We start from the raw sequence: 17,194 nt of genomic DNA, 5'->3' as shown, positions 1-17,194 counted from the left end.
TGGGGAAGTTCAGGCACGCCCCGGCCCTCTTCGGCCGCCTTGGAGGAACCGTGTTCCGCAGCGAGTACGCAGACGTCCCGCCCGTAGAACTCCCCATCCACGAAGCCGTGTTGGGCCGGGCCGCGGAGTTCGGTGACCGGCCCGCCCTGATCGACGGGACCGACGGCACCACCCTCACGTACGACCAACTCGACCGTTTCCACCGGCGGATAGCCGCCGCGCTCGCCGAGGCGGGCGTGCGCAAGGGCGATGTGGTCGCCCTGCACAGCCCGAACACGGTCGCCTTCCCGACGGCGTTCTACGCGGCCACGCGCGCGGGTGCCTCTGTCACGACCGTGCATCCGCTGGCCACCGCCGAGGAGTTCGCCAAACAGCTGCGGGACTCGGCGGCCCGCTGGATCGTCACCGTGTCGCCGCTCCTGGAGACGGCACGACGGGCCGCCGAACTCGCGGGCGGCGTCGAGGAGATCTTCGTCTGCGACAGCGCGCCGGGACACCGTTCGCTGATCGACATGCTGGCCTCCGCCGCGCCCGAACCGGCCGTCGACATCGACCCGGTGGAGGACGTGGCCGCGCTGCCGTACTCGTCCGGGACGACCGGCATCCCCAAGGGCGTGATGCTCACACACCGTCAGATCGCCACCAACCTCGCCCAGTTGGAACCCCTCGTACCGATCGCCCCCGGCGACCGTATCCTCGCCGTCCTGCCCTTCTTCCACATCTACGGCCTCACCGCCCTGATGAACGCGCCCCTCAGGCAGGGCTCCACGGTCGTCGTACTGCCGCGCTTCGAGCTGGAGACCTTCCTCGCGGCGATCCAGAACCACCGCATCACCGGCCTGTTCGTGGCCCCGCCGATCGTCCTCGCGCTCGCCAAGCACCCGCTGGTCGCCCAGTACGACCTGTCGTCCCTGAAGTACATCGTCAGCGCCGCGGCCCCGCTCGACGCCCGGCTCGCCGCCGCCTGCTCCCAGCGGCTCGGCCTGCCGCCCGTCGGCCAGGCCTACGGCATGACCGAACTCTCGCCCGGCACCCACATGGTCCCCGTCGATGCCATGAACGACGCCCCGCCCGGCACCGTCGGCAAGCTCATCGCCGGCACCGGGATGCGGATCGTCTCCCTCGACGACCCCGACAAGGACCTCGGCGTCGGCGAGTCCGGCGAGATCCTCATCCGCGGCCCCCAGGTCATGAAGGGCTACCTCGGCCAGGCCGACGCCACCGCCGCGATGATCGACCCCGACGGCTGGCTGCACACCGGCGACGTCGGCCATGTCGACGCCGACGGCTGGCTGTTCGTCGTCGACCGGGTCAAGGAACTCATCAAGTACAAGGGCTTCCAGGTGGCCCCGGCGGAGCTGGAGGCACTCCTGCTCACCCACCCGGGCATCGCCGACGCGGCCGTCATCGGCGTCTACAACGAGGACAACAACGAGGTCCCGCACGCCTACGTGGTCCGTCAGCCGACGGCGACCGACCTCTCCGAAGGGGAAGTCATGATGTACGTCGCCGAGCGCGTCGCCCCCTACAAACGCGTCCGCCAGGTCACCTTCATCGACGGCGTCCCCCGGGCCGCCTCCGGCAAGATCCTGCGCCGGGAACTCAGGGAGCGCACGTGACGTTGATCGGACGAGCACGCGCGCGTGGCGTCGAGACCCTCAGCCTCGACTCCCCGGCCAACCGCAACGCGCTCTCGGCGACCCTGGTCGGCGAGCTGTCCGACGCGCTCGCGGACTGCGCCAAGGACGGGGACGTCCGCGCGATCGTTCTCACCCACAGCGGCAACACCTTCTGCGCGGGCGGCGACCTGCGCGACGCGCCGAGCCCGGGCGGGCTGGTGGACCTGCTCCGGCAGATCCTCGAACTGCCCAAACCGGTCGTCGCCCGGGTGACCGGCCACGTCCGCGGCGGCGGCGTGGGTTTGGTGGCCGCCTGCGACATGGCGGTCGGCGCCACCGGAGCGACCTTCGCCCTGACCGAGGTACGGATCGGGGTCGCCCCCGCGGTCATCTCCCTGACGCTGCTGCCCCGCACCGACCCCCGCGCCCTCGCCCGCTACTGTCTCACCGGCGAGCGCTTCGACGCCCCCGAGGCCGCCCGCATCGGGCTGCTCACCGCGGCCGGCGACGACGTGGACGCCGTACTCGAACCGATCCTGGACGGTCTGCGCCGGTCCGCCCCCGAGGGGCTGGCCGAGACGAAAGCGCTGCTCACGGCTAGGGTGCTGGAGTCATTCGACCGGGACGCGGCCGGCCTCACCGCGCTCTCGGCCCGGCTGTTCGCCTCCCCGCAGGCCCGCGAGGGGATGACGGCCTTCCTGGAACGACGGGATCCACCATGGGTGCTGTGACCACGGACGCGGACGCCGAGCGCGTCGAACGCCTCCCCAAGCAGGACCGCAGCCGGGCCACCCGGCAGCGGCTCCTGGAAGCCGCCGTGGCCTGCCTCGCCGAACACGGCTGGGCGGGCTCCACGGTCTCCGTCGTCGCCGAACGCGCCGGCGTCTCCCGCGGCGCCGCCCAGCACCACTTCCCGACCCGCGAGGACCTCTTCACGGCCGCCGTCGAATACGTGGCCGAGGAAAGGTCCACGGCGATCCGCGCCCTGTTCCCCGAGGGCGCGGCCGGCGACCACCGTGCCGTGGTCTCCGCCCTGGTCGACCTCTACACCGGACCGCTGTTCCGCGCCGCCCTGCACCTGTGGGTCGCCGCCTCCAACGAGGAGCAACTGCGGCCGCAGGTCACCGAGTTGGAGGCCCGGGTGGGCCGCGAGACCCACCGGATCGCCGTGGACCTGCTCGGCGCCGACGAGTCCCGCCCCGGCGTACGGGAGACCGTGCAGGGCATGCTGGACATGGCCCGCGGCCTGGGCCTGGCGAACCTCCTCACCGACGACACCGGCCGCCGGGACCGCGTGGTCCGCCAGTGGACGGAGATCCTCGACCGGGAACTCAAGGAGACCCGAGAACTCAAGGAGACCCGAGAACTCAAGGAGACCCGGGAGCTCAAGGGCTGAGGCGCTCGACCCGCCAGCCGCCGTCCGGTTCCGCCACGTACCGGAGGCGGTCGTGGAGGCGGTTCTCGCGGCCCTGCCAGAACTCCACCGTCTGCGGGGCCACCCGGAAGCCGCCCCAGTTCGGCGGCACCGGCACCTGCTCGCCCTCGGGGTAGCGGGACTCCAACTCGGTGTACGAGGCGTCGAGTTCGGCGCGCGAGGAGATCACGCTGGACTGGGCGCTGGCCCACGCACCGAGCTGGGAGCCGTGCGGGCGGGTGCGGAAGTAGGCGGCGGTCTCGTCGCGGCCGGTGCGGCGGGCGATGCCGGTCACGATGACCTGGCGGGCCATCGGATGCCACGGGAAGAGCAGCGAGACGTACGGGTTCTCCGCGAGCTCGCGCGCCTTGCGGGAGTCGTAGTTGGTGTAGAAGACGAAGCCCTGCTCGTCGAACTGCTTCAGCAGCACCGTGCGCACGCTGGGCCGGCCCTCGGCGCTCGCCGTCGACACGACCATGGCGTTCGGCTCGAAGAGATGGGCCTCCGTCGCGGCCTGCTCGAACCAGTGCGCGAACTGCGCCACCGGAGTGGCGGCCAGCCCGGACTCGGCGAGGCCTTCGGCGCGGTACTGCTTGCGCATCGCGGCGGGATCGAGGGGGACGGCGTCTGGGTCGGTCACGCGGTCATCCTGCCGTATGGCACTCAGTGCCGCACTGTCTCCCCAAAAGTGGCACTCGGGGATATCGTGCTGATGAGGTTCCGGTACCGAGCCGCCGGCCGCTTCCTCCGCTATGCGCTACCCGCTGTCCGCTGTCCCGCCCTCCGACACGTCGCACACATCACGAGGAGCCGCCTGATGTCCGACTTCGACCCCGGCTTTGACCCCGGCTTTGTGCCTGGCCTCGAGGGAGTCGTCGCGTTCGAGACGGAGATCGCCGAACCGGACAAGGAGGGCGGCGCCCTTCGGTACCGGGGCGTCGACATCGAGGACCTGGTCGGTCACGTCTCGTTCGGCAACGTCTGGGGGCTGCTGGTCGACGGCACCTTCAACCCCGGCCTGCCGCCCGCCGAACCGTTCCCGATCCCCGTCCACTCCGGCGACATCCGGGTGGACGTCCAGTCGGCGCTGGCCATGCTGGCGCCGGTGTGGGGCCTCAAACCCCTGCTCGACATCGATGCCGAGCAGGCCCGCGACGACCTGGCCCGCGCCGCCGTCATGGCCCTGTCGTACGTCGCCCAGTCGGCCCGTGGCCAGGGGCGGCCGATGGTGCCGCAGCGCGAGATCGACAAGGCGCACTCCATCACCGAGCGGTTCATGATCCGCTGGCGGGGCGAGCCGGACCCGAAGCACGTCGCGGCCGTCGACGCGTACTGGACCTCGGCCGCCGAGCACGGCATGAACGCGTCCACCTTCACGGCGCGGGTGATCGCGTCCACGGGCGCGGACGTGGCCGCGGCGCTCTCCGGTGCCGTAGGAGCGATGTCCGGTCCGCTGCACGGCGGGGCACCCTCCCGCGTCCTCGGCATGATCGAGGAGATCGAGCGGACGGGGGACGCGGAGGCGTACGTCAAGCAGGCCCTCGACAAGGGGGAGCGGCTGATGGGCTTCGGCCACCGGGTGTACCGGGCCGAGGACCCACGCGCGCGCGTGCTGCGGCGTACGGCGCGTGAACTGGGCGCTCCGCGGTTCGAGGTGGCGGAGGCGCTGGAGAAGGCCGCGCTGGCGGAGCTGCACGCGCGCCGTCCCGACCGGGTCCTTGCCACGAACGTCGAGTTCTGGGCGGCGATCGTGCTCGACTTCGCGGAGGTGCCGGCGCACATGTTCACGTCGATGTTCACGTGTGCGCGGACGGCGGGATGGTCGGCGCATGTGCTGGAGCAGAAGCGGACGGGGCGGCTTGTGCGGCCGTCCGCGCGGTATGTGGGGCCAGGGGTGCGAGGGCCGCAGGACATCGAGGGGTTTGGGGACATCGCCCACTGAGGGGGTGCTCGCGCCCATGGAAAACGGGCCCGACGGGCCCGTCTTTCACGCCGCCGTGAGCAAGTCCGCGTGGTGTCGCTCCGCGACCAGCGGATGTGCCCTCAGCTTGCCCTTGAGCTCGTTGTAGCCGTACTCGGCGAAGAGGGGGTTGGTCGGGTCGTCGGTGATTCCCGGGGCCGTGCTCGCGTGCGGGAACGGCAGCGGTGCCACCCTCGCGTCGAGCCTCGGGTTGTAGAAGAACGGCACGGAGAAGCGCTCCGTGGCTCCCCGCGGACTCACCACTCGGTGATTGGTGGCCAGGAGGTACCCGTTGGTCGCCACCTCCAGCAGCTCGCCCAGATTGACCACGAAGGCGCCGTCGACCGGCGGCACGTCATGGAACAACCGGTCCCCGCGCTCCACCTGCAGGCCGCCCACCTGGTCCTGGAGCAGCAGCGTCAGGAAGCCGTAGTCCTTGTGCGCCCCCACCCCCTGATCGGCGCCGTCACTCGCGCTGCCCGGGTACCGGACGAGCTTGAGGTGCGGGTGGGCGTGGGCGCCGAAGACCGGGTCGTAGAAGTCGGCGGGGGCGCCGATGGCGGTGAGGAGTTCGTGCAGCAGCCGCTGGGCGACGGCGCTCAGCCGGTCCATCCAGCCGAGCGCGGCGGTACGAAGCTCGGGAAGCCCGTCAGGCCACTGGTTCGGCCCCTCCAGCCACCAGTACGCGGGCTCACCGGGCCCGGGCGTCCGGGCCGGCCGCTCGGCGCCGATGTCCAGCTGGTCCCGCCAGTCCCGGCTGCCGCCCGTGCGCTCGTCGCCGGTGCGGGTGTAGCCGCGGAAATGGGGGGAGTTGACGTTGTCGAGGGCGAGCCGCTCGGCCTCGGGGAGCCGGAAGAAGGCGTGCATGGCGCGGACGAGCCGTTGGGTCTCACCCTGGCTCACCCCATGCCCCACGAGTTGGAAGAAACCCACGTCGTGGGCGGCGGCGTGCAGCTGGGCGTGGAGCAGCGCGCGGGCCTGGGGGCCGCGGTCGGCCGCGGAGAGGTCGATGATCGGGAGTTGGGCGTACGACGGGGTCGCCGAGGTGTGCGTCATGGGGTGCGTCCGAAAGGTGAAGGCGGGAAAAGGGGCTGGAACGCCGGATCAGGCGACGGAACCCCGACAGCCCATGCTCGTGACGCGCACGTAGTCCACGTGCCGGCGTCGAACGAGTATCGGAAGCATGCCCCCAGCCTACTGCCCCGCCCGACAAACGCAGACGACCCGCGAGCTCTGGTCCCTCCGCCTCGGCGAAGGAGCCGGCCGGACGTACCGGCGAGCTCACGGGTCGGGTGACTGCTTGGGATTGGGCCGGCTGCACGGTTCGCTCCCGCGCTGGTCCGGCACCGCACTCGGTGTGGTGGCGAGCCGCTAGCCCGCAGTCACCTCACGCGTCCGGTATTCATACATCTGCCGAACCACCTCCCTTCTTGTGTAGCCCACACACTAAGAACGGGTCGGCGTACGATCAACCGCTTTTTTCCGAGCGAAACGATGGGGGCCAAGGGTGGATGAGCTTCGCTTCGGGCGGGTCGTCGGGGACGGGATGGTCGAGGAGTGGCGGTATGTGCACAACCTGATCGTTCCGCCTGCCGCGATGTCTCTTGAGGCGGCGCGGGAGCGGGCCGGGCGGAACTGGCTCGAGAACGTGTATCTCGGGGATGTGCTGGTGGGGTGCTCCACCGTGCGGCCGCCGGAGGGGGTGGGCGGGGCGGCGACCGTGATCGCGCGGGTGCTGCCCGGCTGGAGGCGGCGGGGGATCGGGGGCGCCGTCTACGAGCGGGGGCTTGCCCGGGCGCGTGAGATGGGGGCCGGCGGGGTCGAGACGTGTGTGCTGGCCGCCAATGGGGACGGGTTGAGGTTTGCCCTGGAGCACGGGTTTGTCGAGGTGGAGCGGTATGTGCTCGACGGGGAAAGTGATCTGTGGGTTGATCTTCGGCTGGGGTAGGGCTGATTGTTGGGTGTGAGGCGCGTTGCAACGATTCCCTCAATCTTGGGGAACTCGGTGTGTGCTGCGTCACGTTCGAGTTAGATGATTGCGAGTGAGCGAACCGACGCGCCGTACGTGCGGACGCAGCTTGGCAGGGGGTCCAGGTGAGTGCTTCCCGGCGTAGTGGGACCACCGATGAGCTGGGGCCCGACGAGCCCGAGCCGGTCGGCCCCGTGGGCCCTGACGGCTCCGACCTGCTGGCCGCGCTGCTCGACGGGATGGACGCGGCGCTGTGCGCCTTCGACGCCGACGGGGTCGTAACCCATTGGAACCGTGAGGCCGAGCGGATTCTCGGGTGGACCGCGGCCGAGGCGGTGGGGCGGCACGGGTTCGCGGGATGGGCCGTGCGGGAGGCCGACGCCGAGGAGGTCGAGGGGCGGCTGATGGCCGCCATGCAGGCCCCCGGCCGGCAGGTGCACGAGTTCGCGCTGCTGACCAAGGACGGCGGACGGGTGCTGGTGCGGACCCAGTCCGCGGCGGTACGGGGGCCGGACGGCAAGCCCGCCGGGCTGTACTGCGCCTTCAGCGAGGTGCATGCGCAGATCGACCTGGAGCGGTCGATCGCGCTGAGCGAGGCGCTGTTCGAGGACGCCAGCTGGGGTGTGGTGCTGGTCGACGCCGACCTGAGGCCGGCCGTCGTGAACGCGCACGCCGCCCGCTCCCTCGGCATCGGGCGTACGTCCGCGCTCGGGCGGCCCCTCGGGGAGCTGCTCGCGCAGGGCGTGGAGGAACTGGAGAGCGCGCTCACCCATGTGCTCGCCGAGGGCGCGCCGCCGGCTCCCGCCGAGATCTGGGTCAGTGTGCGGACGTCGGACGGCGATCAGCGGCGGTGCTGGCGGTGCGGTTTCGTACGGCTGGCGTCACCGCTCGCGGAGGAGCCGGTTCCGCTGGGGGTCGGGTGGCTGTTCCAGGACGTGACCGAGGCCAAGCAGGGCGAGCAGGAGGCCGCGCTGCTGCGGTTCCGGACGAACCAGTTGCACCGTGCGGCGCGGGCGGCGGGGGAGTGCGAGGACCCGCGGGAGGCGGCGACGGTTCACCTGGACTTCGCGCTGGCCGGGTTCGCCGATCACGCACTGATCGACCGGGTCGCGGGTGGCGCGCTGGTCGACGGGGAGAGCGAGGGGCCGGTACGGCTGGTGCGGGTCGCCGCCACGCCTTCGGGGGCGCCGGGGCCGAGTCTGCCGGCCGGGCAGGCGGGACTGCCCGTGCGGTACGGGCAGGGGCATCCGGCCCTGCAGTGCGTGGAGCGGGCCGGGTCGGTGCGGGCCAGTGTGGGCGCGGTGGCGGCGGAGCAGGCCCGGGAGTGGGCCTTGGCCCGGCGGTGGCCGGGGGATTCGGTCCATGCCCTGTGCGCCGTGCTGCGGAGCCGCGGGCGGACGCTGGGGGTGGTGACCTTCCTGCGCGGGGGCGGGCGGAGCCAGTTCGAGCGGGCCGACGCGGTGTACGCGGAGGACGTGGCCGTTCGGATCGCGGCGGCCCTGGATCTGGCGGGGGTCGTGGGGCGGGAGTAGGCGCCGGCGTTTCAGCGCCGGTAGAAGATCCGGTCGCCGTACTCCTCGAACACCCTGCCGTTCCACTCGTGGCCGCCGTCCACGTTGCCCGAGCGCAGCAGCGGCGGCTCGATGCCCCGTTCCGACAGGACGCCCGCCGTGGTCGCCATGACCGACTGGAGGATCGCGCTGGTCACCACCGTCGACGCCGGGGCGAAGGGGGCCGGGATCGGGTCCAGGGTCAGGGTCGCGTCGCCGATGGGGATCTTGGAGTCCAGGACGATGTCGCAGTGGTCGCGCAGGTAAGTGCCGGACACGTGCCGGGAGCGGGTCTCCGTCGTGTACGCCACCGACGTCACGCCGATGACCTTCACACCCAGCGCCCGCGCGTTCATGGCCATCTCGACCGGGAGGGCGTTGCGGCCCGAGAGGGAGATGATGATCAGGGCGTCGCCCGCGCGCAGCGGCGAGGTGTCCAGGACCGCGCTCGCGAGGCCGTCGACCCGCTCCAGGGCGGAGCCCAGCGTGGCCGGCATCACGTCGACGCCCACGACGCCCGGTACCGCCAGCAGGTTCATCAGGGCGAGTCCGCCGGCCCGGTAGACGACGTCCTGCGCGGCGAGCGAGGAGTGCCCGGCGCCGAAGGCGAAGAGCCGGCCCCCGTCGGCGACGGTGTCGGCGAGCAGCGTGCCCGCCGCGGCGATGGCCTCGCCCTCCTCGTCGCGGACCCGTTCCAGCAGATCGATCGCGGCGTCGAAGAACTGGTCGGCCAGTTTGCCGTCGCTCATGCGGGTCCTTCCGGGGTGCCGGCGTGGGGTGTCTGCCTGTGTCGCGGATCACCGTGCGGTCTGGACCAGTGCGGTGTCAATACGGCCGTCGATGCCGGGCCCGCACCAGGACTCCCGCCCTGGCTCGCGCCGGCCCCCATACCTGCCCGAATCCGGGCGGCTACTCCCGAGTACTCGTCCGTAACCCCGTGGTTTCAACGGCGCGGCACGGTTGTCAGTGGTATGCGTCAGAATTGAATCCAGGGCCAGCGCACGCGCCGGGCAGCCGTCACGCTTCCGGCAGATCTCATCGAGGGGCACGTATGTCCGGACTGATCGACACCACGGAGATGTATCTCCGCACCATCCTCGAGCTTGAGGAGGAAGGTGTGGTCCCCATGCGCGCCCGGATCGCCGAGCGGCTCGACCAGAGCGGGCCGACCGTGAGCCAGACGGTGGCGCGGATGGAGCGGGACGGTCTGGTCTCCGTGGCCACCGACCGGCACCTGGAGCTGACCGACGAGGGCCGCCGCCTCGCCACCCGCGTGATGCGCAAGCACCGCCTCGCCGAGTGTCTGCTCGTCGACGTGATCGGCCTGGAGTGGGAGCAGGTGCACGCCGAGGCCTGCCGCTGGGAGCACGTGATGAGCGAGGCCGTGGAGCGGCGGGTGCTGGAGCTGCTGCGCCACCCGACCGAGTCGCCGTACGGCAACCCGATCCCGGGCCTGGAGGAGCTGGGCGAGAAGGACGGCGCCGACCCGTTCCTCGACGAGGGCATGGTGTCGCTGGCGGACCTCGACCCGGGCGCCGACGGCAAGACGGTCGTGGTGCGCCGTATCGGCGAACCGATCCAGACGGACGCGCAGCTGATGTACACGCTGCGTCGCGCGGGCGTGCAGCCCGGCTCGGTGGTGAGTGTGACGGAGTCGGCGGGCGGGGTGCTGGTCGGCAGCGGCGGTGAGGCGGCCGAGCTGGAGGCGGACGTCGCCTCCCATGTGTTCGTCGCCAAGCGCTGAGCCGCGGTGCCGGACCGCTCTCCGGGCTGGTGCGGGCGTCAACCACCGTGATCCGGGAGGCGGTTGAGGCGTCTCAGGGGTCCCTCGACGTCAAGATTTTATGCGCCGAAATCGGAGCGCTCGGACGTTTCGCGTGCGAGGCTGTCGCGTGAGGCATATGACCTGAGGGGGCGGGAGGATGTGCCGCAGACGTGTGGATGGCCCCGGCGCCATGCGGCGCCGGGGCCTGTCCTCCCCTGTGCTGACCCGGAGCCCCGAGCTCCCAGGGTCATCCCCTTCGGACCGTTTTCCCCGAGCGGTCCGCCTCCCGCTGAAGATCTCCCCTCGGCTGCGACGATCATTCCTTGAGTGTGGTCACTCGAACGAGGGGTGTTGCTCACGGAGACGGCATTTTCGAATACCCATTCGATAGTCTGCGAGTGACGGGAACCGCGGAGCGTGCGCTTCAGGAGTGAGTGCGAGTGAGCGCGAGGAAGCGCGAGCGGGCGCACGCCAGGTGGAACCCACACGACGGAAGGCAGCTGCACGGCACGGCAGGACACGGTTCACAGGACCGGCCGGCTCGAAGCGGGAGCGAGCGGTCCGAGCGGAGCTAGGGGGGTGCCAGGACGATGGCGCGACGCATCGACGTGACCGGGGCGGGTGGGGTACGCCTCGCGGCCTGGGAGTTCGGCGACCCTCCCAAGACCGACCCGGCAGGACTCGCGACGGAGCAGTCGGGGCTCGTACCGGAACAGGCCGGGCCGTCGGAGCGGACGGGATCCCCGGACCGGACCGGCCCCCGGGAGCGGGCCGCCCCGCCCGGCGGGCACGAGTGCGGACCCGGCGTGCTGTTACTGCACGGCCTGATGGGCCGCGCCTCGCACTGGGCGTCCACCGCCCGCTGGCTGTCCGAACGGCATCGCGCGGTCGCACTCGACCAGCGCGGGCACGGACAGAGCGAGAAGCCCCCTCAGGCCGCGTTCACCCGTGAGGCCTACGTCGAGGACGCGGAGGCCGCGCTGGAACAGCTGGGGCTCTCCCCGGCCGTCCTCATCGGACACGCGATGGGCGCGCTGACCGCCTGGCAGCTCGCCGCGAAACGGCCCGACCTGGTGCGGGGCGTGATCATCTGCGACATGCGGGCGTCCGCACTGGGCGCGGCCTCGCAGCGGGAGTGGCAGGACTGGTTCAAGGCCTGGCCCGTCCCCTTCGCCACCCTCGCCGACGTACGGAAGTGGTTCGGCGAGGACGATCCCTGGGTGGAGCGGCCCAACCCGGCGCGCGGCGAGTTCTACGCCGAGGTGATGCACGAGTCCCCCGACGGCTGGCGGCCGGTGTTCGACCCCGCGCAGATGCTCCAGTCGCGCGAGACATGGGTGTACGACGCGCACTGGGAGGAGCTGGCCCAGGTGCGGTGTCCCGCGCTGGTCGTGCGCGGGCTGGACGGGGAGCTCGGCCGGGCCGAGGCGCAGGAGATGGTGCGGGTGCTGCCCCGGGGGGAGTACGCGGAGGTGGCCGATGCGGGGCACCTGGTGCACTACGACCAGCCGGAGGCCTGGCGGGTGGCCATCGAGCCGTTCCTCGACGCCGCGCTGGCCGTGTGACGCCCACCGGTTCGGGGCTGCCGGGTCAGAGGGACGCCGGCCAGGCGCGGGGCCCGTGCTGGGACCACGCCCACCAGGCCGGGTGCTCCCGGCTCGGCCGGCCCGTCCAGGTCTCCCGGTTGCCGCCGAAGAGGGTCTCGCGGGTCACGGTGCGCCGGACGGACCGGCGCAGTACCCGGGGCATGATCACGCGCTGGGATCGGCGGTGAGCCTCGACACGTCCTCGGTCAGTTCGCCGTTGACGGCCCGGTCGGGACCGTTGAAGTACAGCGAGTCCACCTCGTGGTACGGCAGGCCCAGCCGACCGCTCAGGGCTCTGGCGAGCGTGGATTTGCCCGCGCCGGTGACGCCCACCACCAAGATCCGCTCCACCGGCGCACCTCACTCCTCAGCCCTTGCTCACCGCCGCCAGGATTTCCGGCAGCCGGGCCGCCGTCCGCGGGGCGGCCAGGCGCAGGCCGGCGAGGGTGATCCCGGCCCCGTACGCCGCGCCCACCGGCAGCAGCAGCCAGCCCCACTCGTCGCCGTCCTGTGTCACGTTCACCCAGATCGTCGCCACGATGACGGGCGCGGTCAGCAGGGCGGCCGAGACCATGCCGCCGAAGATGGAGATCCAGGCCAGCCCGGTCTGGCCGGGGGCCACGTTCTTGTAGCCCTCCTGCGGGATGGAGTACGGGAAGCGGGCCGAGGTCCAGGCGCCGGTCGCCAGCATCGCGCCGAGGAGGGCGAAGGAGAGGCCGAGGACCTCGGGCAGGCGCGGCCAGTCGCCGAGCATCGCCGTGGTCGTGACCGTGACGAGGGTGGCGTAAGGGAGCGTGATCACCAGCAACGCCAGCGCCCGGCCACGGAGTTCGACGTACGCGTCGTGCGCGGAGGAGATGGTCGTCGCGACCATCCAGAACGCGGAGGTGTCCTGCCCGAACTGGTTGTACATCTGGATGCCCAGCATCCCGGCGGCGAAGCACGCGAAGTAGATCGAGCCGGTGCCCTGAAGGGCGTTGAAGACGGGCACGATCAGGCCGATCGCGAGTGAAGTCACCCACGCCGCCTTGGTCTTGGGGTCGCGCCAGACGTAACGCAGGCTGCGCTCCATGACGGTCCCGGTGCGGCCGGCCGGCAGCAGCCGGGCGAGGCCGCCGGCGCCGCGGTCGCGGGTGGGCTGCTCGCCGGCGGCCTGGAGCGTCGACCCGTCGGGCGAGGTCATCAACTTCGTGAGGTGCCGCGTCCATACGCCGATCAGCGCCACCAGCGCGCCCGCGCTCAGCGCCAGTTGGAGCACCGCGACGCCGTACGACCCCGCACTCACCGAGTCCACCGCGCCGATCGCCGACGCGGGCGGCACCCACTTCAGCACGTCCCCCGCCGGTTCGAGCTGGGACAGCCCGCTCGAACCCAGCCGCTGCGCCCCGAAGTTGACCAGCTGCGCCCCGATCGCGATCACCAGCCCGCTCAGCACCGCGAGATCGCGGCCCTTGCGGCTGGTCAGCAGCCGGATGTTGGCGGCGGCGACGGTCCGTGCGAGGGCCACGCACACCAGCAGCGCGAGCACGACGGCGACGACCGCGACGACGTAGGCCGCACCGCCGTGCGCGACCGTGATCACCGAACCGGTCAGCAGGAGCAGCGTGAACAGCGGCCCGATGCCCACCAGGGAGGCCGCGAGCAGCGCCCGTACCAGCGGCCGGGGCCGCAGCGGCAGCATCACCAGGCGGGTCGGATCCAGGGTCTCGTCGCCGCCGGGGAAGAACAGCGGCATCACCGCCCAGCCGAGCGCCAGCACGGCCACCAGCAGCACCACCACCGCCTCGACGTGCGCGTGGCCGCGCAGCGCGACGAGACCGAGCAGTTGGAGCGCGCCGAAGAACAGCACGACGACCGCCGACACGACATACGCGGCCCGCCGCCCGCCCGACTGCCGCAGCCCGTTCTTGAGCAGGGACAGCTTCAGTCGTACGACGACGGGGGTGATGTCGGTGACCGGGGTGACGTCGCCGGTCATCGCGGACCGCCGCCCAGCCAGTCGAGATCCGAACCGGCGTCGCGCGCGCCCGCGCCGACGAGTTCGAGGAAGGCCTTCTGGAGGGTGGGCGCGTCCCCGCGGACCTCGGCGAGGGTGCCCTGGGCGCGGATGCGGCCCGCGGCCATCACGGCGACCCAGTCGCACAGGGATTCGACGAGTTCCATGACGTGGGAGGAGAAGACGACGGTGGCACCGGAGGCCGTATAACGCTCCAGCACACCCCGGATGATCTGGGCGGAGACGGGATCGACACCCTCGAACGGCTCGTCCAGGAACAGCACTTCGGGATTGTGCAGGAGCGCGGCCGCGAGCCCGATCTTCTTCCGCATCCCGGTCGAGTAGTCCACGACGAGCTTGTGCTGGGCCCCCGCCAGGTCGAGCACGTCGAGCAACTGAGTGGCCCGCCGCTCGACCTCGTCCCCCGGCAGCCCCCGCAACCGCCCGCTGTATCCCAGCAGTTCGCGCCCCGACAGCCGCTCGAACAACCGCAGCCCCTCGGGCAACACCCCGATCCGGGCCTTCACGGCCACCGGATCCCGCCACACGTCATGCCCGACGACCTCGACGACCCCATGATCGGGCCGCAACAGCCCGGTCACCATGGAGAGGGTGGTGGTCTTCCCGGCCCCGTTCGGTCCCACGAGCCCGATGAACTTCCCGGCAGGCAACTCGAGATCGATCCCGGCAACGGCAACCTGCTGCCCAAACCGCTTCCAGAGCCCACGCACGCTTACGGCCGACGTCATGGATGCCAACCTAGGGGCGCGGGGCTGTTTTTGACATGCGGCTCTGCCGCGTGGGCGCGACCAGCCACAAACGACCCGCACCCGCCGACGAAAGAGCACCAGGCAGACGAATCCGCGCCTATCGATCCCGGCCACACGCATAAGCAAGCGGCGAGATCAACTCCTCACAGTCCGGCAGCCACCGATTCGCAGGCGTAGGCCGACAAGCCCACTGCACAGCCCCCCGCGACCCGAACCGCGTAGGCGGCGCGGCCACCCAGCTCCCCTCCCCGAGCGCCACGAGATCGAGCGACGACGGAGACCACCCGAGCTTCCTGACGAGTTCGGGCAACTTCGCGGCGGCACCCGGCAGCACGAAGAACCGCATCCGCCGATCCGGAGCAAGCGTCACCGGCCCGAGCGTCAACTCCATCCGCTCCATACGCGCCAGCGCGAGGAACCCCGCGGTCTCGGGCACGTCGAGCGCGTCGAACGTACGCCCCGTGGGCAACAGGATCGAGGCCAGCGGCTGCTTCGACCACATCCGGCGCGCGACGGTCGCGGACCCCGTGGCCTGCGTGGCCCAGTCCTCCCGCGCCGGATGCGCCCCCGGCGCATCGCACGCCGCGTCGCCACAGGAGCAGCGCTGCACCCCGTCGGCGGCTTCCAGCCAGGTCCCGGGGAACACGTCCCAGTGCCGCTCCTCGGCGTAGCGTACGGCGGTCTCCAGCAGCGATTCCCCACGCTGCTTCGGAATCTGGGCGGCTTCGGTGCTCGCGATCGTCTCTTCCACGCTCAACACAACTCCCGCATCCACCTCGGGTTACGGGGGTAACGCGCGCGGGGGAGGGGCATCGATTCCTCATCTGGGGCGCATGGATGCATGTGTGGGGGCGCAGAGGAGGAACGTCGGCTTGATCTGGGTAGCCACGAGTGGGGTCGGCTTCGGTCTTTACCCCGGCAATCCTCGCATGCCTCGCATTTTCGGTATGTCCGCGGGGCATTGATCTTCACGGCCGGATCTTTTCGCTCAGGGGAGCAGGGGAGTCCGGCCACGGAAGACACGCCAACTCGGTGCGTGGGCAGGTACCGCAGCCACAGGGGGTACGCCAATGGCCGCAAGGCCTCTCGTCGCGCGGCAGCCGAACGAACGGTTGCAGGCGCTCATCCAGGAGGCGGGGTGCTCGAACGCCGGGCTCGCCCGCAGGGTCAACATGTGCGGTGCCGAGCACGGTCTCGACCTGCGCTACGACAAGACGTCCGTGGCCCGCTGGCTGCGCGGCCAGCAGCCGCGGGGCCGGGCGCCGGCGATCATCGCGGAGGCGCTGGGCCGCAAGCTCGGCCGTACGGTCACGATCGACGAGATCGGCATGGCCAACGGCAAGAACCTCGCGTCCGGCGTCGGTCTCCAGTTCTCGCCGACGGTGCTGGGGGCCATCGAGCAGGTCTGCGAGCTGTGGCGCAGCGACGTGGGGCGCCGGGACTTCCTGTCCGGCTCGTCCGTCGCCGCGTCCGCGCTGGTCGAGCCCAGCCGGGACTGGCTGATCTCCTCGCCGGACTCGCAGGTGGCGCGCTCGGCGGGCCCGCGGGTCGGGCAGTCCGACGTGGCGGCCGTGAAGGCGATGACCCAGGCTCTCGTGGACCTCGACCACCAGTACGGCAGCGGGCACGTCCGCCCGGTCGTCGTGCACTACCTCAACAGCGTCGTCTCGGGGCTCCTCGCGGGCTCGTACCGGGAGGCCGTCGGCCGTGAACTGTTCGCGGCCGTCGCCCGACTCACCGAACTCGCCGGGTACATGGCCGTCGACACCGGCCAACCGGGCCTGGCCCAGCGCTACTACATCCAGGCGCTGCGGCTCGCGCAGGCGGCGGGCGACAGAGGGTACGGCGGTTACGTCCTCGCCGCGTCCATGAGCCATCTCGCCGCGCAGCTCGGGAACCCGCGGGAGATCGCCCAGTTGGCGCGGGCGGCGCAGGAAGGGGCGCGGGGGCGCGTGACACCGCGCGCGGAGGCGATGTTCTACGCGGCGGAGGCGCGCGGGCACGCGTTGATGGGCGACGCGCGGGCGGCCCAGGTGGCGTCCGGGCGGGCGGTCACGGCGCTGGAGGGGGCCGACGCGGCCTCCGGGGACGACCCGGCGTGGATCTCGCACTTCGACGAGGCCTATCTGGCCGACGAGTTGGCGCACTGCCACCGGGACCTCGGACAGGCCGAGGCGGGGGCGCGGCGCGCGGAGGAGGCGCTGGCGAAGCTCCCCGAGTCCAAGGCCCGCCGCCGGGCGATCGGTTACGTGCTCCTCGCCACGGCGCAGGTGCAGCAGCGGGAGATCGAACAGGCCTGCAACACGGGACTGAAGGCCGTGGAGCTCCTCGAGTCCCTCCGCTCCAACCGGGGCGCCGAGTACCTGGAGGACTTCCAGCAGCGGCTGGAGCCGTACCGGGAAGAGCCGGTGGTACGGGAGTTCGGGGCGCGGCTGGAGTTGCAGGCGGCGGCGTGAGGGCGGGCGACCGGCCGGGCCGCGGATGCGTGAATCTGCGGGAAACGGCCGGTTGCCGCGCGGGATCGCGCACGGGGCGCACAGCCGGCCGACAGGAGGTGGACATATG

15 protein-coding genes and 1 pseudogene are annotated in these 17,194 nt (G+C 71.7%); 9 read left to right on the top strand and 7 right to left on the bottom strand.

Going from position 1 to position 17,194, the window contains the following annotated elements; all coding sequences use genetic code 11:
- Window positions 1–50 precede the first annotated feature (50 nt).
- From ACQEWB_RS21630 to ACQEWB_RS21620, 3 genes are read left to right on the top strand one after another with little or no spacing between them, the layout of a single operon-like run.
- Window positions 51–1,619 (top strand): 4-coumarate--CoA ligase family protein, encoded by a 1,569-nt coding sequence (locus ACQEWB_RS21630; protein WP_432833435.1) that lies wholly within the window; start codon window positions 51–53, stop codon window positions 1,617–1,619.
- Complete coding sequence (locus ACQEWB_RS21625) at window positions 1,616–2,350, top strand: enoyl-CoA hydratase family protein (RefSeq protein WP_432833433.1); 735 nt, start codon at window positions 1,616–1,618, stop codon at window positions 2,348–2,350. Before ACQEWB_RS21630 ends, ACQEWB_RS21625 begins: the two co-directional genes overlap by 4 nt.
- The gene (locus ACQEWB_RS21620; RefSeq protein WP_432833431.1) at window positions 2,338–3,015 is read left to right on the top strand and encodes a TetR/AcrR family transcriptional regulator; all 678 of its coding nucleotides are present in this window, start codon (window positions 2,338–2,340) and stop codon (window positions 3,013–3,015) included. Before ACQEWB_RS21625 ends, ACQEWB_RS21620 begins: the two co-directional genes overlap by 13 nt.
- Here ACQEWB_RS21620 and pdxH read toward each other — a convergent pair.
- Window positions 3,005–3,673: a pyridoxamine 5'-phosphate oxidase gene (pdxH, locus tag ACQEWB_RS21615; protein WP_432833429.1), complete on the bottom strand. Its 669-nt coding sequence runs from the start codon at window positions 3,671–3,673 to the stop codon at window positions 3,005–3,007. The genes ACQEWB_RS21620 and pdxH overlap by 11 nt on opposite strands.
- Before the next feature lie 177 nt (window positions 3,674–3,850).
- Here pdxH and ACQEWB_RS21610 point away from each other — a divergent pair, with 177 nt between their 5' ends.
- Complete coding sequence (locus ACQEWB_RS21610; RefSeq protein WP_432833427.1) at window positions 3,851–4,975, top strand: citrate synthase 2; 1,125 nt, start codon at window positions 3,851–3,853, stop codon at window positions 4,973–4,975.
- A gap of 45 nt (window positions 4,976–5,020) precedes the next feature.
- On the opposite strand, the gene ACQEWB_RS21605 is transcribed toward ACQEWB_RS21610, so the two are convergent.
- Window positions 5,021–6,049 carry an isopenicillin N synthase family dioxygenase gene (locus ACQEWB_RS21605; protein WP_432833425.1) on the bottom strand — a complete coding sequence of 343 codons (1,029 nt, stop codon included), beginning with the start codon at window positions 6,047–6,049 and terminating at the stop codon, window positions 5,021–5,023.
- Window positions 6,050–6,500: 451 nt separating this feature from the next.
- Here ACQEWB_RS21605 and ACQEWB_RS21600 point away from each other — a divergent pair, with 451 nt between their 5' ends.
- Both ACQEWB_RS21600 and ACQEWB_RS21595 read left to right on the top strand, forming a co-directional pair.
- Window positions 6,501–6,941: an N-acetyltransferase family protein gene (locus ACQEWB_RS21600; protein ID WP_432833423.1), complete on the top strand. Its 441-nt coding sequence runs from the start codon at window positions 6,501–6,503 to the stop codon at window positions 6,939–6,941.
- Window positions 6,942–7,087: 146 nt separating this feature from the next.
- On the top strand, window positions 7,088–8,494 hold the full coding sequence (locus tag ACQEWB_RS21595) for a PAS domain-containing protein (protein WP_432833421.1): 1,407 nt from the start codon (window positions 7,088–7,090) through the stop codon (window positions 8,492–8,494).
- An 11-nt stretch (window positions 8,495–8,505) separates the two neighbouring features.
- On the opposite strand, the gene ACQEWB_RS21590 is transcribed toward ACQEWB_RS21595, so the two are convergent.
- Window positions 8,506–9,261, bottom strand: coding sequence for an SIS domain-containing protein (locus ACQEWB_RS21590; protein ID WP_432833419.1), 756 nt, complete (start codon window positions 9,259–9,261; stop codon window positions 8,506–8,508).
- A gap of 302 nt (window positions 9,262–9,563) precedes the next feature.
- On the opposite strand from ACQEWB_RS21590, the gene ACQEWB_RS21585 reads away from it, so the two are divergent.
- Together ACQEWB_RS21585 and ACQEWB_RS21580 are read left to right on the top strand one after the other, a co-directional pair.
- Complete coding sequence (locus tag ACQEWB_RS21585; RefSeq protein WP_030941023.1) at window positions 9,564–10,256, top strand: metal-dependent transcriptional regulator; 693 nt, start codon at window positions 9,564–9,566, stop codon at window positions 10,254–10,256.
- Window positions 10,257–10,867: 611 nt separating this feature from the next.
- Complete coding sequence (locus ACQEWB_RS21580) at window positions 10,868–11,842, top strand: alpha/beta fold hydrolase (RefSeq protein ID WP_432833417.1); 975 nt, start codon at window positions 10,868–10,870, stop codon at window positions 11,840–11,842.
- Window positions 11,843–11,888: 46 nt separating this feature from the next.
- Here ACQEWB_RS21580 and ACQEWB_RS21575 read toward each other — a convergent pair.
- From ACQEWB_RS21575 to ACQEWB_RS21560, 4 genes and pseudogenes are all read right to left on the bottom strand, one after another.
- Window positions 11,889–12,214: pseudogene (locus ACQEWB_RS21575) on the bottom strand (adenylate kinase); the annotation flags it as partial.
- A 16-nt stretch (window positions 12,215–12,230) separates the two neighbouring features.
- Window positions 12,231–13,841 carry a transporter gene (locus ACQEWB_RS21570; protein WP_432833415.1) on the bottom strand — a complete coding sequence of 537 codons (1,611 nt, stop codon included), beginning with the start codon at window positions 13,839–13,841 and terminating at the stop codon, window positions 12,231–12,233.
- On the bottom strand, window positions 13,838–14,608 hold the full coding sequence (locus tag ACQEWB_RS21565) for an ABC transporter ATP-binding protein (RefSeq protein ID WP_432833413.1): 771 nt from the start codon (window positions 14,606–14,608) through the stop codon (window positions 13,838–13,840). Before ACQEWB_RS21565 ends, ACQEWB_RS21570 begins: the two co-directional genes overlap by 4 nt.
- A gap of 118 nt (window positions 14,609–14,726) precedes the next feature.
- Window positions 14,727–15,389 carry a bifunctional DNA primase/polymerase gene (locus ACQEWB_RS21560; RefSeq protein ID WP_432833411.1) on the bottom strand — a complete coding sequence of 221 codons (663 nt, stop codon included), beginning with the start codon at window positions 15,387–15,389 and terminating at the stop codon, window positions 14,727–14,729.
- 310 nt (window positions 15,390–15,699) lie between these two features.
- On the opposite strand from ACQEWB_RS21560, the gene ACQEWB_RS21555 reads away from it, so the two are divergent.
- Window positions 15,700–17,085: a transcriptional regulator gene (locus ACQEWB_RS21555; protein WP_432833409.1), complete on the top strand. Its 1,386-nt coding sequence runs from the start codon at window positions 15,700–15,702 to the stop codon at window positions 17,083–17,085.
- Window positions 17,086–17,194 lie beyond the last annotated feature (109 nt).

Origin of the sequence: Streptomyces sp. CA-249302 (assembly GCF_050936785.1) — a bacterium.
GTDB lineage: Bacteria > Actinomycetota > Actinomycetes > Streptomycetales > Streptomycetaceae > Streptomyces.
Note: the sequence above shows the minus strand (reverse complement) of the source record. Positions and strands in the feature narration are given on the sequence as shown.

Coding starts and splice junctions, on each gene's coding strand:
- ACQEWB_RS21590 (WP_432833419.1), bottom strand. CDS start 9,261: ATGAGCGACGGCAAACTGGCCGACCAGTTCTTCGACGCCGCGATCGAT.
- ACQEWB_RS21580 (WP_432833417.1), top strand. CDS start 10,868: ATGGCGCGACGCATCGACGTGACCGGGGCGGGTGGGGTACGCCTCGCG.
- ACQEWB_RS21570 (WP_432833415.1), bottom strand. CDS start 13,841: ATGACCGGCGACGTCACCCCGGTCACCGACATCACCCCCGTCGTCGTA.
- ACQEWB_RS21565 (WP_432833413.1), bottom strand. CDS start 14,608: ATGACGTCGGCCGTAAGCGTGCGTGGGCTCTGGAAGCGGTTTGGGCAG.
- ACQEWB_RS21610 (WP_432833427.1), top strand. CDS start 3,851: ATGTCCGACTTCGACCCCGGCTTTGACCCCGGCTTTGTGCCTGGCCTC.
- ACQEWB_RS21555 (WP_432833409.1), top strand. CDS start 15,700: ATGGCCGCAAGGCCTCTCGTCGCGCGGCAGCCGAACGAACGGTTGCAG.
- ACQEWB_RS21585 (WP_030941023.1), top strand. CDS start 9,564: ATGTCCGGACTGATCGACACCACGGAGATGTATCTCCGCACCATCCTC.
- ACQEWB_RS21620 (WP_432833431.1), top strand. CDS start 2,338: ATGGGTGCTGTGACCACGGACGCGGACGCCGAGCGCGTCGAACGCCTC.
- ACQEWB_RS21605 (WP_432833425.1), bottom strand. CDS start 6,049: ATGACGCACACCTCGGCGACCCCGTCGTACGCCCAACTCCCGATCATC.